Source organism: Thermophilibacter mediterraneus, from assembly GCF_900119385.1.
GTDB classification, from domain to species: Bacteria; Actinomycetota; Coriobacteriia; order Coriobacteriales; family Atopobiaceae; genus Thermophilibacter; species Thermophilibacter mediterraneus.
In genome coordinates, this window is sequence record NZ_FPKO01000009.1 from 1,005,256 (window position 1) to 1,018,623 (window position 13,368).

The 13,368-nt window shown below is 69.7% G+C and carries 13 protein-coding genes; 5 read left to right on the forward strand and 8 right to left on the reverse strand.

Annotated elements, in window-relative coordinates; all coding sequences use genetic code 11:
* The first annotated feature begins 29 nt into the window (after positions 1 to 29).
* The gene (locus tag BQ7106_RS09435) at positions 30 to 1,790 is read left to right on the forward strand and encodes a Tat pathway signal sequence (protein ID WP_240307477.1); all 1,761 of its coding nucleotides are present in this window, start codon (positions 30 to 32) and stop codon (positions 1,788 to 1,790) included.
* A gap of 40 nt (positions 1,791 to 1,830) precedes the next feature.
* Here BQ7106_RS09435 and BQ7106_RS09440 read toward each other — a convergent pair whose 3' ends face one another.
* Genes BQ7106_RS09440 through BQ7106_RS09450 form a run of 3 tightly spaced genes read right to left on the reverse strand, consistent with a single transcriptional unit; the run spans position 1,831 to position 4,517 of the window.
* Positions 1,831 to 2,835, reverse strand: coding sequence for an asparaginase (locus BQ7106_RS09440; RefSeq protein ID WP_072374728.1), 1,005 nt, complete (start codon positions 2,833 to 2,835; stop codon positions 1,831 to 1,833).
* Positions 2,832 to 3,662: a Cof-type HAD-IIB family hydrolase gene (locus tag BQ7106_RS09445; protein ID WP_083527005.1), complete on the reverse strand. Its 831-nt coding sequence runs from the start codon at positions 3,660 to 3,662 to the stop codon at positions 2,832 to 2,834. Before BQ7106_RS09445 ends, BQ7106_RS09440 begins: the two co-directional genes overlap by 4 nt.
* Before the next feature lie 36 nt (positions 3,663 to 3,698).
* Positions 3,699 to 4,517 (reverse strand): Cof-type HAD-IIB family hydrolase, encoded by an 819-nt coding sequence (locus BQ7106_RS09450; RefSeq protein WP_159431283.1) that lies wholly within the window; start codon positions 4,515 to 4,517, stop codon positions 3,699 to 3,701.
* Between the two features lie 270 nt (positions 4,518 to 4,787).
* Here BQ7106_RS09450 and BQ7106_RS09455 point away from each other — a divergent pair, with 270 nt between their 5' ends.
* Complete coding sequence (locus BQ7106_RS09455; protein WP_072374734.1) at positions 4,788 to 5,723, forward strand: PDDEXK family nuclease; 936 nt, start codon at positions 4,788 to 4,790, stop codon at positions 5,721 to 5,723.
* Between the two features lie 100 nt (positions 5,724 to 5,823).
* On the opposite strand, the gene BQ7106_RS09460 is transcribed toward BQ7106_RS09455, so the two are convergent.
* Both BQ7106_RS09460 and BQ7106_RS09465 read right to left on the reverse strand, forming a co-directional pair.
* Positions 5,824 to 7,305, reverse strand: a complete 1,482-nt coding sequence (locus BQ7106_RS09460; protein ID WP_072374737.1) for a DUF1846 domain-containing protein — start codon at positions 7,303 to 7,305, stop codon at positions 5,824 to 5,826.
* Between the two features lie 72 nt (positions 7,306 to 7,377).
* Positions 7,378 to 7,758, reverse strand: a complete 381-nt coding sequence (locus BQ7106_RS09465) for a hypothetical protein (RefSeq protein WP_072374740.1) — start codon at positions 7,756 to 7,758, stop codon at positions 7,378 to 7,380.
* A 201-nt stretch (positions 7,759 to 7,959) separates the two neighbouring features.
* On the opposite strand from BQ7106_RS09465, the gene BQ7106_RS11195 reads away from it, so the two are divergent.
* The 3 genes from BQ7106_RS11195 to BQ7106_RS09485 are packed head-to-tail and all read left to right on the forward strand — an operon-like array spanning position 7,960 to position 11,120.
* Positions 7,960 to 9,414, forward strand: coding sequence for an esterase family protein (locus tag BQ7106_RS11195; protein WP_205407689.1), 1,455 nt, complete (start codon positions 7,960 to 7,962; stop codon positions 9,412 to 9,414).
* 4 nt (positions 9,415 to 9,418) lie between these two features.
* Positions 9,419 to 10,711, forward strand: coding sequence for an ATP-grasp domain-containing protein (locus BQ7106_RS09480; RefSeq protein ID WP_072374744.1), 1,293 nt, complete (start codon positions 9,419 to 9,421; stop codon positions 10,709 to 10,711).
* On the forward strand, positions 10,644 to 11,120 hold the full coding sequence (locus BQ7106_RS09485) for a GNAT family N-acetyltransferase (protein ID WP_072374747.1): 477 nt from the start codon (positions 10,644 to 10,646) through the stop codon (positions 11,118 to 11,120). The genes BQ7106_RS09480 and BQ7106_RS09485 overlap by 68 nt, the downstream gene beginning before the upstream one ends.
* Before the next feature lie 67 nt (positions 11,121 to 11,187).
* Here the strand turns inward: BQ7106_RS09485 and epsC are convergent, their stop codons facing one another.
* The 3 genes from epsC to pth2 all read right to left on the reverse strand — a co-directional run bounded on the left by epsC (position 11,188) and on the right by pth2 (position 13,342).
* Positions 11,188 to 11,856 carry a serine O-acetyltransferase EpsC gene (gene epsC, locus BQ7106_RS09490; RefSeq protein ID WP_072374751.1) on the reverse strand — a complete coding sequence of 223 codons (669 nt, stop codon included), beginning with the start codon at positions 11,854 to 11,856 and terminating at the stop codon, positions 11,188 to 11,190.
* Positions 11,856 to 12,782 (reverse strand): cysteine synthase A, encoded by a 927-nt coding sequence (cysK, locus tag BQ7106_RS09495; protein ID WP_072374755.1) that lies wholly within the window; start codon positions 12,780 to 12,782, stop codon positions 11,856 to 11,858. The genes epsC and cysK overlap by 1 nt, the downstream gene beginning before the upstream one ends.
* 125 nt (positions 12,783 to 12,907) lie before the next feature.
* Entirely contained in the window at positions 12,908 to 13,342 is a 435-nt protein-coding gene (pth2, locus tag BQ7106_RS09500; protein WP_072374758.1) for an aminoacyl-tRNA hydrolase, read from the reverse strand.
* Positions 13,343 to 13,368: the final 26 nt, after the last annotated feature.

Below are 13,368 nucleotides of genomic sequence, written 5' to 3' on the forward strand. Positions count from 1 at the left end.
ACCACTGACGCGCCCGAGAAAGGAACCCGATGTCCGCACAAGGTCCAGACTTCAAGGAGCTCTTCGAGCAGCTGCGCCGCGAGGGCGCGTCCCGGGGGTCCGCCGCCTCGGCCTCCTCCCTGATCGAGAGCCTCGCCAAGTGGAGCCGTCGCGCGCTGATCGTCGCCGCGATCGTGCTCGTGGTGGCGCTCGCGGCGGGCTACTGGTGGTTCCACCCCGCGCTCAACCTGGGAAGCCCCCAGGTGTGGACGTGGGTCTGCGGCATCTGCCTCGTGGTTATTCTCGCCCTGGCCGTGGCGGCGGCCCGCAGCGTGCGCCGCGCTCCCGTCCTCAAGAAGCTCATGCTGCTGCCCGCCGCCGTCATCGCGGCGTTCCTGGTGGGCCTGCTGCTCTCCCAGCCCTTCGTCCCCGGCAACGCCGAGCGCTACGCGACCGTGCTCCAGACCACCGACGGCGACTTCGCGACGGACATCCAGCAGGTCGACTACGCCGACGTCCCGGTGATCGACCGCGACTCCGCGATCCTTCTCGGCAACCGCGCGATGGGGTCCATCCCCGAGTACGTGAGCCAGTTCGAGATCGCGGACACCTACAGCCAGATCAACTACAACGGCCGTCCGGTGCGCGTGAGCCCGCTCGCCTACGCCGACCTCTTCAAGTGGTTCTCCAACCGCGAGGGCGGCATCCCCGCCTACGTGCTCGTCGACATGGTGACCCAGGAGGCCGAGGTCGTGCGCCTTGAGCAGCCGATCCTCTACTCGGACTCCGAGCCGCTGCTGCGCAACGTCGATCGCCACGTTCAGCTCTCCTACCCCACCTACATGTTCGACCAGAAGTCCTTCGAGCTCGACGATGAGGGCACCCCCTGGTGGGTCTACCCGGTCCAGCGCAAGACCATCGGCCTCTTCGGGGGCACGACCATCGCGCGCGTGGTGCTCGTGAACGCCTGCACGGGAGAGACGCTCGACTACGCCGTTGAGGAGTGCCCCACCTGGGTGGACCGCGCCTATCCCGCGGACCTCCTCATCGAGCAGTACAACTGGAGCGGGGCCTACGCGGGCGGCTGGCTCAACTCGTGGCTCGGCCAGGAGGGCGTGGTTCGAACCACGAGCGGCACCAACGGCGAGCTGGGCTACAACTACCTCGCGCAGGGCGAGGACATCTACCTCTACACGGGGGTGAGCTCGGTCACGGCCGACAACTCCAACGTGGGCTTCATCCTGGTGAACCAGCGCACCGGCGACTCTCGCTACTACGCGCTCAGCCAGGGCGGTGCGACGGAGGACTCCGCGATGGCCTCGGCGGAGGGCCAGGTGCAGCACCTCGGCTACCAGGCCACCTACCCGCTGCTGCTCAACGTGGCCGGTCAGCCCACCTACTTCATGGCGCTCAAGGACGCGGCGGGGCTCGTCAAGATGTACGCGATGATCAACGTCGAGCAGTACCAGAGCGTGGCGACGGGGTCGACGGTGGAGGAGTGCCAGGAGGCCTACCTCGGGATGCTCGCCGCCGACGGCCTGCTCGCCGAGGAGGACGCCGCGGCGGCGGCGTCGACGCGCGAGGTCGCGGGGACCATCGCCCGCGTGGCGCAGGCCGTGATCGACGGCAACTCGCACTTCTACGTGACGCTCGAGGGCGACGCCACCATCTACGACTTCGCGCTGCCCGGGCTCGTGGAGATCGTGACGTACCAGGCGGGAGAGCGGATCGCGTTCAGGGCGGCCGAGAAGGACGAGGGCTCTGCCACGGCAACGGTGACCGAGCTGCTCGATCCCGTGGCGAGCGAATAGGGCGTTGCGACGAGCCGGGGGCGCATGCCCCCGGCCGCGCTCACCGTGACGTTCGGTCGCAGTTGATGGGCTCGTAGAAGAGGCGCGCCACCTCTGCGGGGTCGCGGGTCTGCCCGAGGGCCCACATAGTCTTGGCGACGAGCGCCTCGGTGGACATGTCGTCCCCCTTGAGGATGCCCGCCTTCTGGGCGTAGGCGTGCCCGACCTCGTAGACGCCCAGGTCGAGCCCCTCCTCGGGCACCTGGGTGGTCACCACGAGCGTGCGCCCGGAGTCCACCCAGTCAAAGATCGCCTCCCGGTAGGACCCGTCGTGGTCGGGGATGCCGCCGATCCCGAAGGTCTCGAGGATGATGGCGTCGTAGTCGCGCCTGAGCAGGTCGAAGATGCTCGCTGGCAGCTCGGGGGTGAGCTTGAGCACGATGACGCGCTCGTCGAGGGTGTCGGAGAAGCAGGGGGCCCGACCGTCCTTCTCGACGAGCGGCGAGCCGGCGGGACGGACGATGCGGTTGCCGCGGATGTAGGCGAGCGAGGGGAAGTTCATGCTCGTGAAGGCGTTGAAGCTCATGGTGCGCTGCTTGTGCGCGCGCGTCCCGCAGATGACCTTGCCCCCGAAGACCACGCTGACGTCGCGGCTCGCCTCGTCGCAGGCGTAGAGCACGCTGTGGTAGATGTTGAGCTTGGCGTCCGTGAAGGGGTTTGCCATGGGCTGCTGGGAGCCCGTGAGCACGATGGGCTTCTCGCTTCCCCTGACGAGGTAGGAGAGGGCCGCGGCGGTGTAGGCCATCGTGTCGGTGCCGTGGAGGATGACGAAGCCGTCGTAGTCGTCGTACGCTTCGCGGACGCAGCGGGCGATCTCGAGCCAGTCGCGTGGGCGCATGTTGGTGCTGTCGATGTTCATGGGCTGGGTGAAGTCGAGCTCGCAGAGGGTGTCGAGCAGCGGCACCTGGCGCGCGAGCTCCGGCCCCGTCATGGTGGGGGCGAGGCCCGAGCCGTCCTCGGTGGACGCGATGGTGCCCCCCGTGGCTATGAGGAGGATGCGCCTCATGCGCGCTCGCCCCCCAGCAGGAAGCGCTCGATTGCCTCGGCGACGCCGTCGTGGTCGTTGTCGGCCACCACGACGTCGGCCGCGGCGAGGACCGACTCGTTGGCGTTGCCCATGGCGACGGCCAGTCCCGCGGCCGCGAGCATGGGCAGGTCGTTGTCGGCGTCCCCGAGCGCGACGGTGGCCTCGTGCGGGACGCCGAGGAGGTCGGCCAGGGCGAGCAGGCCCGATCCCTTGGTGACTCCGGCGGGCGAGAGCTCGAGGCTCGCCTCCTCCGAGTAGGCGAGCTCGAGGGGCAGCCCCTCGACGAGGTGGCGCGCCCGGTCGCGCTCGCGCGGGTCAGCGAAGTGGTAGATGAACTTCTGGACCGAGGTCGTCGGGTCGAGCAGGGTCGCGAGGACGTCGTCGACGGGGGTGGCGGTCGCCTCGTAGAGCCCCGCGTAGATGCCCATCAGGTAGTGGTCCATCCGTGCGAGCTGGTCGGTCTGGCAGAACATCTCGGAACCCGAGAAGACGTCGAGCATGGCGTCCACCTCGCCCACGGCCGCCACCACGCGCTCGATGGTCTCGTGGTCGAACGCCTCGGCGGAGAGCACGCGGTGCTCGGCGAGGTCGTAGAGGATCGTCCCGTTGCAGCAGATCGCGTGGCGCACGCCCTCGTACGCGGCGCGGTCGAGCTCGATCATCTTGGGGCTGCGGCCGGAGCAGATGGCCACGCTCCTGCCCGCGGCCATGGCGCGCGCGACGGCGGAGGTCGAGGAGGGCAGCACCCGCTTGTCCGAGGTGAGCAGGGTGCCGTCCATGTCAATGGCGATGAGCTGGTAGTTCACGGGGTTCCTTTCTTCTCTGTCCGCCTTCGGGCACGCTCAGCCCAGCAGGAAGCGGCGGATTGCCTCGGCGACGCCGTCGTGGTCGTTGTCGGCCACCACGACGTCGGCCGCGGCGCGAACCGACTCGTTGGCGTTGCCCATGGCGACGGCAAGGCCCGCGGCCGCGAGCATGGGCAGGTCGTTGTCTGCGTCGCCCACGGCGATCGTCCGCTGCGCGGGGACGCCGAGGAGGTCGGCCAGGGCGCGCAGGCCGGTCCCCTTGTCGACGCCGGCGGGGGAGAGCTCGAGGCTCGCCTCCTCGAAGTCGGTGAGGCCGAGCGGCAGGTCCGCGAGCAGCTCGCGGACGCGCTCGCGGGCGGAGACGTCACGGAAGTGGACGTTGAGCTTCTGGACGGCAAACGCGGGGTCGCAGATCTGCTCGCGGAGGTCCTCCCCGCGCGTGCCCGCGGCGCGATACTCCGAGACGTAGACTCCGAGGCCGAAGGAGGGCATGCGCTCGAGCGCGTCCCGCTCGTAGAGGAACCCGTCCCCGTGGAAGACCTCGAAGAGGCTGTCAGTGCCGGCGCACGCCTCCACCGCGCGCAGGACGCAGTCATGGGGGAGGCCGGACTCCTCGAGCACGCGACGCTCGGCGAGATCGTAGAGGGCGGTCCCGCTGCCGCAGATGGCGTATCGGACGTCGCCGAGGTCGCTTCGGCTGAGCTCGACCATCGCGGGGCAGCGCCCCGAGCAGATGGCGACGTCCCTGCCCGCCGCGGCGGCCTCGCGCACCGCCGCGGAGACGTCCGGGCGCACGCGCTTGCCGCTGTCGAGCAGGGTGCCGTCCATGTCGAGGGCAATGAGCTGGTAGTCCACCGTCGCTCCTTTCATGTTTGCAGGTGAAAGGATACCGCGGTCGGCCCCGAAGGTCCCCCGGAAGCGCGATGGGCCGCAGCCGACCGCGCACACCTTCAGAATCCACCCAAATTTGCCCCTCAAGCGTGAGGGTGTGCGCGGTCGGCAAAGCGACGTTGCTGGTCTCGTCCCGTGCGCGAGGCCTCGTTTTCCGTCCCGCGCTCGAAAAGAAACAAACAAAAGATGTAACAGATTCTTGACTGATTTTTACAAATAAAGTATAGCAATACTATGATTACGATTACCGACATAACGGCCATGAGGCTCTGGGCCCACGAGGGGCTGCTCGACCGTCTGGGCAACCCGTGCTCCGCACAGGGCCTGAGCTGGAGCGCCGCATCGGCGCGCGAGGTGTGGCAGAGCGGCCTCGAGGAGCTTGGCATCAGGGCGACGAAGGCCGATCCCGTTCACGTCCTCGTCGACGCTCCGAACGCCAGGCTGCGCTCGGAGCGGGTGAGGTCGCACGTGTGGTCGGGTCGCGTCCCCGCGGGCTCGCTCTTCCTGCTCGCGCCCGGCGTGCTCATCACCTCCCCGGCATTCTGCTGCCTGCTCGCCGGCGCCCGAGCGAGCCTGCCGCGCGTGGCGGCTCGCGTGATGGAGTGCCTGGGACGCTACGGGACGTCAGAGGGCCCCCGAGGGTTCCTGGACCGCAGGCCCCTGATCACGAGGGACGAGCTCCTCTCGTACTTGGACGGCGCGCGTTCGTGTCCGGGTGCGAACAAGGTGCGTCGCGCGCTCAAGAGGTCAATCGACCCGACCCGCTCCCCGCTGGAGACCAGGGTCGCGCTGACCCTCACGCTTCCCGCGAGGCTGGGTGGGTACGGCTTGCCGTTGCCCGAGGCAAACTACGTGATCGTCCCCTCTGCGCGGGACGTTTCCGTCAGTCAGTTCGCTCGCTACGAGGTCGACCTCTGCTGGCCGAGCAGAAGGACGCTCGTCGAGGTGGACAGCTACCAGTTCCATTTGGGCCCGGAGCAGCTGGACGCCGACGCGAAGAAGCGCAACTCGCTGAAGAGCATGGGCTGGAAGGTCACCTCGGTCACGTCGGGCCAGCTGGCGGGGGACGCGCTCGAGGTGCTTGCCCGCCAGGTGGCGCGCGACCTCGGCACGAGGCTCTCGGAGCCGAGCCCGGAGCGAAGGGACTGGCTCGTCAGCGAGCTTGCATAGCGAGCGACCGCGCACACCCTCCCTCTTGCGGCCACTTTCGTCGCGGAGGTGGAGGGTGTGCGCGGTCGCCTCAGGCAGCGAGCGCCCCGGTGACGGGCAATCAGCGGTGATAGTAGCCCCGGCGCTCGTACTTGGGCTCGCAGCAGACGTTGATCCCCAGGTTGCGGTAGGTGTCCTTATCCTGGTCGGAGATGATGACCGAGAAGTACGCATCGCAGCCGGCGAGCTGCTCGAGCGCGTCGACGACGGCCTCGGCCTGATCGCTCGTGGCGGAGGAGAGGGAGAGCGCGATGAGCATCTCGTCCGAGTGCAGGCGCGGGTTGCGGCTGCGCAGGTGCTCGGTCTTGAGGTGGCAGATCGGGACGAGCGCCTCGGAGCTCACGACGTAGGTCTGCTTGGGGATGCCGGCCATGTGCTTGGCGGCGTTGAGCAGAAGCGACGCGGCGGCGCCCATGAGGTCTGAGGTCTTGCCGGTCACGAGCTCGCCGTCGGGCAGGACCATCGCCGCGGCCGGACCGCCGGTGTCCTCCTCCTTGGAGAGCGCCGCCTGGTGGGCGGGGGAGTAGTCGCTCGTGACGTCGACCTGGCTCATGAGCAGCTCGATCTTGGCGAGCGCCCCCTCGCCCTCCCCGGTGCGCCGCAGCTCCTCGGCGGCGGCGAAGTAGCGGCGCACGATCTCGTGCTTCGCCGCCTCGCGGCAGACCTCGTCGTCAGAGACGCACAGCCCCACCATGTTGACGCCCATGTCGGTGGGGGACTGGTAGGGGCTCTCGCCAGCGATCTTCTCCATCATCGCCTTGAGGACGGGGAAGGTCTCGACGTCGCGGTTGTAGTTGACGGTGACGTCGCCGTACGCCTCGAGGTGCCAGGGGTCGATGATGTTGCGATCGTCGAGGTCGGCCGTGGCGGCCTCGTAGGCGACGTTCACGGGGTGCTTGAGCGGCAGGTTCCACACCGGGAACGTCTCGAACTTGGCGTAGCCCGCCGTGACGCCGCGCTTGTTCTCGTGGTAGAGCTGGCTGAGGCAGGTCGCGAGCTTGCCCGAGCCGGGGCCGGGGGCCGTGACCACCACGAGCGGGTGGGTGGTCTCGATGTAGTCGTTCTTGCCGAAGCCCTCGTCAGAGACGATGTGGTTGACGTCGGAGGGGTAGCCGTCGATGAGGTAGTGGCGCCACGAGCGGACCCCCATCGACTCGAGCCTGCGCTGGAAGGCGACGGCGTGCGGCTGGCCCGTGAAGTGCGTGATGCAGATGCCGCCCACGTAGAGCCCGCGCGCGCGGAACGAGTCCATGAGGCGCAGCGCGTCCTCCTCGTAGGTGATGCCGATGTCGGAGCGGCGCTTGGCGTTCTCGATGTTGTCCGCGTTGATGACGATGATGGCCTCGACGTCGTCCTTGAGGCTCTCGAGCATGCGGATCTTTGAGTCCGGCTCGAAGCCCGGCAGCACACGGCTCGCGTGGTAGTCGTCGAAAAGCTTGCCGCCGAACTCGAGGTAGAGCTTGCCACCGAACTGCCCTATGCGCTCGCGGATCTTCTCCGCCTGGAGGGAGATGTACTTGTCGTTGTCGAATCCGATGCGCATGGGCGGGGGTCCTCTCTGTACGAAGTTCCAACCTGACAGGTTATCATGCCGCCCGAGCCGCGCGCGGGGAAATCAGGCGACAAAAAAGAAGTACAGGAGGTCCACGACGGTCCCGAGCGCGAGGAAGCTGACCGCGGCGACGCTGACGGCGGCCCCCCACGGCATGCCGACCTCGTGCCAGAACATGCGGAACGTGTCGTCCTCGTGCGGGGTGGTGCCGGCGTCCGGTCGGTCGCGCCCGGAGACGAGCAGGCCGCAGCCCCCCGTCACGAGCGCGAGCGCGCCCACGAGCAGAAGGAGCTTGCGCGCCCAGTCGAGTCCCGTCTGCCAGCTCAGCCCATGGGAGAGAAACGCGAAGACAAACGCCACGGCCGCGAGGGCGAGCGCCGCGAGGGCGCCGAAGCGCAGCACCCTGCCCGTGCGGCGCACCATGTCTCGAACCTTGTCAGCCATGCGTCTCCCTTCGTCTCGTTGCAGTATTCTCGCGCCAAGCGTCCCGGCGCGCAACGTCGAGCGCCGGGGGAGTCCGGGAGGGAGAGGTTTCCGTATCGTGTCGCCCTTACCGCAAGGAAACACAGCCTGTGGCCAAAAGCGCTAAAATGGCTGATGCACAATCGGGGACCGTACCAAAACAAGCATCGCTTGGGGGATCATATGGATATGAAGAACGTCGTGTGTGGAAGCGCCATCCTTGGCAAGGACATGCACGTAAACGTATACGGCACCAAGGGCCTGCCCGTCGTCATGTTCCCGACGCTGGCGGCCGCGCCCGAGAGCCTCGAGGAGGCGGGCGTCATCGACGAGCTGGCCGAGTACCTTGACTCCGGCACGATCCAGCTCTTCTGCACCGAGACCATCGACTCCGAGTCCTGGGCCTCCGACGCCGAGGCGGCGGAGCGCGCCCAGCGCCAGGAGACCTTCTACCACTACGTCGTCGACGAGCTCGTTCCGCTGGTCCACAAGGTGAGCGGCTCCGACGCGCGCCCGCTCGCGATGGGCTGCGACATGGGCGCCACCCACGCCGCCATCGCGCTGCTGCGCCGCCCGGACCTCTTCCAGGGCTGCGTCTGCCTCTCCGGCAGCTATGACGCCCGTCGCTACTTCGGCGAGTGGATGGACGCCACCCTCTACGACAACACGCCCTGCGCGTTCCTGCCGCAGATGCCCGCCGACCACCCCTACGTCGCCGTCTACAACCAGCGCCAGCTGCTGTTCTGCACCGGCCAGGAGGCCTCCGAGGCCGACTCGCTGCGCTGCACGCGCGAGATGGACGCCAACCTCGCCCGCCTGGGCGTCGAGGCCTGGTGCGACTACTGGGGCGGCGACGTGACGCACGGCTGGTACTGGTGGAAGAAGCAGCTGCGCTACTTCCTGCCCATCGTGCTCGCCGACGTCGAGAAGACCACCGCGGCCGAGAAGCCGGTGAAGAAGCGTGCCGCGACCACGCGCAAGAAGGCCGCCACGACCAAGAAGCCCGCCGCCAAGAAGCCGGCGGCGACCAAGGCGGCGACGAAGACCGCTGACGCGCCCGCCGCGCCCCAGAAGGACGTGAAGGCCGAGAAGGACGTGAAGGCCGACGCCCCCGCCGCGAAGAAGCCCGCCGCCAGGAAGACGGCCGCGACCAAGGCTGCCGCAAAGCCCGAGTCGACGGTCGCCGCCGAGGACGTCTCTGCCAAGGCTCCCGCCAAGAAGACGCCCGCCAAGGCTGCGGCTGCAAAGCCCGCCACCAGGAAGCCGGCCGCGACTAAGGCCGCTGCCAAGTCCGAGGAGGCGGCCAAGCCCGCCGCGAAGCCCGCCGTCGCAAAGGCGGCCAAGGCTGCTGACGAGAAGGTCGCTGCCGCGCCCGCCAAGGCGGCCAAGGCTGCCGCGCCCGCCAAGGCCGAGAAGCCGGCCGCGCCCGCGAAGGCCGAGAAGCCGGCCGCGCCCGCGAAGCCGACCAAGGCTGCCGCGCCCGCGAAGGCCGAGAAGCCGGCCGCGCCCGCGAAGGCCGAGAAGCCGGCCGCGCCCGCGAAGGCCGAGAAGCCGGCCGCGCCCGCGAAGCCGACCAAGGCTGCCGCGCCCGCGAAGGCGACCTCCAAGCGCGCCCCGAAGGGCGGCGCGAGCGCGTAGCGCGATGAACGTCATCTTTGTCTCGCCCCAGTTCCCGAGCGTCTACTGGCAGTTCTGCGCGGCCCTGCGGCGCAACGGCGCCGTCGCGCTCGGCATCGGCGACACCCCGTGGGAGGCCCTCGCCGAGGAGGTGAGGGCCTCCCTCGACGAGTACTACTGGGTCGGCGACCTCGAGGACTACGACCAGGTCTATCGAGCCGTCGCGTACTTCTCGTACCGATACGGCAAGCCCGACTGGATCGAGTCGAACAACGAGCACTGGCTCTCGCTGGACGCGCGCCTGAGGGAGGACTTCAACGTCGCCCGTGGGCCGCGGCCCGGTGAGGTGGAGCGCTGGCAGAGCAAGGCCCGGCAGAAGCCGCTGTACGCCGCCGCGGGGGTTCCGACGGCGCGCCAGACCATGCTCACGACGTTCGACGAGACGCGCTGGTTCATCGGGGAGATGGGCCACTACCCCGTGTTCGCCAAGCCCGAGGTTGGCGTGGGCGCCTGTGGGACGCGCATCCTGCGCTCGGACGACGACCTGCGCGCGCTGCTCCGTGACTGCGGCGCGGGCGGCGACGGGGGAGACCCGCCCGTCCCCTACGTGGTCGAGCAGCTCGTCGAGGGGGACCTCTGCTCCTGGGACGCCGTGCTCGACAGCGGCGGGGAGCCGCTCTTCGAGAACCAGGAGGAGTTCCCGCCCTCGATGGCCGACGTCGTGCACGGCGGTCTCGACATGAGCTACCGCTCCTGCCCGAGGGTCGACCCCAGGCTCTCGGAGCTCGGCCGAAGGACGGCGCGCGCGTTCGGCCTCGCGAGCCGCTTCGTGCACATGGAGTTCTTCCGGCTGAGGTCCGACCGACCGGGCCTCGGTGCCGCCGGCGACTACGTGGGCCTCGAGGTCAACGTGCGGCCCCCGGGCGGGTCGACGCCCGAGATGATGAACTACGCGCACGCGACCAACGTCTACCAGGTCTGGGCGGACATGGTCTGCTTCGACGAGCGACGCACGGAGCCGGACGGCACGGACGCCTACTGCGTCTACGCGAGCCGTCGCGACGCCCACCGCTACGCGCACGGGCACGACGAGGTGCTCGCGCGCTGGGGGGCGGCGGTCGTCTCGTGCGGGCGCGTGCCGGACGCGCTCTCGGACGACCTGGGCAACTATCAGTACACGGCGCGACTCGCCACGAGCGAGGAGGCCGACGAGTTCGTGGCGTACGTGCATGAGCGTGAGGGGGACTGCCATGGTGATCAGGCGGGCGTGCGAGAGGGATCTGGCGGGGGTTCACCGACTGCTGGGCCAGGTGCTTGAGGTCCATGCGGCGGGCAGGCCCGACCTGTTCCGCTCCGGCACGCGCAAGTACTCCGACGAGGAGCTGCTCGCGATGTTTCTGGACGACGCGCGCCCGGTCTTCGTTGCGGTGGACCCCGATGACGGCGAGCGTGTGCTCGGTCACGCCTTCTGCGAGGTGCAGGACCTCCGGGGCAGCAACAACATGCAGCCCATCCTGAGCGTCTACGTGGATGACATCTGCGTCGACGAGGCGTGCCGGGGCCGTCACGTGGGGACCGCGCTCTATCGTCACGTCATCGACTACGCCCGCGAGCTGGGCTGCCACAACGTGACGCTCAACGTCTGGGAGTGCAACCCGGGTGCCCGCGCCTTCTACGAGGCCATGGGAATGTCGGTCCAGAAGACCTGTCTCGAGCAGGTGCTCTAGGGGAGCGCGTCGGGCGCGTCCATGTCCGCTCCCGCCGAGGGCCCCGACCCCGCCTGTGACGCGGGGGTCAGCCCTCCTCGATCCAGGTCTCGCCGGTGCGGTCGGTGAGGCAGACCACGTCCCCGACGAGCGGGCAGGCGCGCGTGCGCACGACCTGCGCCGGGTTGCCGACCACGGTGACGTTGGCGGGCACGTCGCGCACCACGACCGAGCCCGCGCCGACGCGGGCGCCGTCGCCCACCGTGATGGCTCCGAGCACGATGGAGCCCGCGCCGATCATCACGTTGCTGCCGAGGGTGGGGTGGCGCTTGCCCCCGTGCTTGCCCGTCATGCCGAGCGTGGTGCCCTGGTACATGAGGCAGTCGTCGCCGATGACGGCCGTGCCGCCGATGACGACGCCGATGCCGTGGTCGATGACGAAGCGCCTGCCGATTCTGGCGGCGGGGTGGATGTCCGCCCCGTAGCGGATGCGCGTGCGCTTGGCGAGCCTGAGCGCGAGCGTCCGGTGGCCGCGCTCGTAGAGCCAGTGCTGGATGCGGTAGTCGCGCACGATGCGATAGCCCACCGAGAAGCGCGTGACGTCCGAGACGGAGTCCGCGGAGGGGTCGCGCTCGAAGGCGGCCCGCGCGTCCTCGCGCATCAGCTCGCGCAGGGTGGGCGCGCGTCCCGTCCGCCCGAGGTCGACCTCCCTGCCGCCGGCGCCGCCCGTGGCGCTCCCCGTGACGACGCCGCCCATCAGAGCCCCATCGAGAGATAGCGCTCGCCCGTGTCCGGCAGCACGCAGACGATGGTCCCGCCCGCGAGGTCCGGGCGGCTTGCGAGCTCGAGCGCGGCCGCGGCCGCGGCGCCCGAGGAGACGCCCACGAGCAGCCCCAGCTCACGGGCCAGGCGCCGCGTCGTCTCGAGCGCGTCGGCGGAGGTCACGGGCACGATCTCGTCGACGAGGGAGCGGTCGAAGTTGCCGGGAACGAAGTTGGCGCCGATCCCCTGGATCGCGTGCGGGCCCGCCGCGCCCCCGGCGAGGACCTGTGACTCGGCGGGCTCTACCGCGACGGCGCGCAGCCCCGGGTTCTTCTCCTTGAGGAAGCGCGCCGATCCGCAGAGCGTGCCCCCCGTGCCCACGCCCGCGACGAGCGCGTCCACGGAGCCGTCGGTGTCCGCCCAGATCTCGGGTCCGGTGGTGAGGTAGTGCGCCCGCGGGTTGGCGGGGTTGTCGAACTGCCCGGCGATGATCGAGTTGGGCGTCGCGGCCGCCAGCTCCTCGGCGCGCCCCACGGCCCCCGCCATGCCCTCGGAGCCGGGCGTGAGCACGACCTCGGCGCCATAGGCTGCCGCGAGCGCGCGTCGCTCGACGCTCATGGTGTCGGGCATGGTGAGGACGAGGTGGTACCCGCGCGCGGCGGCGACCATTGCGAGCCCCACTCCGGTGTTGCCGCTCGTGGGCTCGATGATGGTGCCCCCGGGGGCGAGCCTCCCGTCGCGCTCCGCCGCGTCCACCATGGCCCGCGCCACGCGGTCCTTGGCCGACCCGCCCGGGTTGGCCGCCTCGAGCTTGCCCAGGACGCGGGTCCCGGCGGAGCGCCCGCCCGCGTCGACGAGCGCGGTGAGCTCGACGAGCGGCGTGGCGCCGATCAGGTCCTCGACGGTGCGTGCGACGCGCATGGTGCCTCCCATGTCCGGCGTTGCTGTGTGTGGAAAGCGTGCCACCGATAAACCCACCCTGCAAGTAGGAATTACGGCGCGGAAACAATGCGGAGGGCGGACGGCGCGGCCGTCGCGCGAGGCGCCTAGTACAGCGGCAGGTCGCCGGTGAGCGGGTCGATCAGCTCGGCGGGAAGCGGCTCGAAGGCCAGGCACGTGTAGGTGGGCTCGCCATGGAACTCCGTGTGACCCGCGTCGCGCACGAGCGCCACGGCAAACCCGAGCCCGCGCCCGCGCTCGGCGAGGTCGAGCAGCTCCTCCTCGGAGTCCACGTACACGCAGACCTTGGCCACGCCCGCGTCGAACCAGTCCGTGAGCGGCGTGCGGTCGTCGTCCTCGTGATAGAGCCACGCCCAGCCGTCGCCCGCCTGGACGTCGGCCCCGCGGCCCTCGCGCGCGATCGCCATGAGGACGGCCTCGACGCACGCGTGCCCTGCCTGCGCGGCGATCTTGCCCTTGCGCATCTTGAGGTCGCGGCGCATGACGATCATCTGCTTCGACTTGTAGCTGCTGGACGGCATGGCGTTCCTTTCTGGGCGCGAGGGGA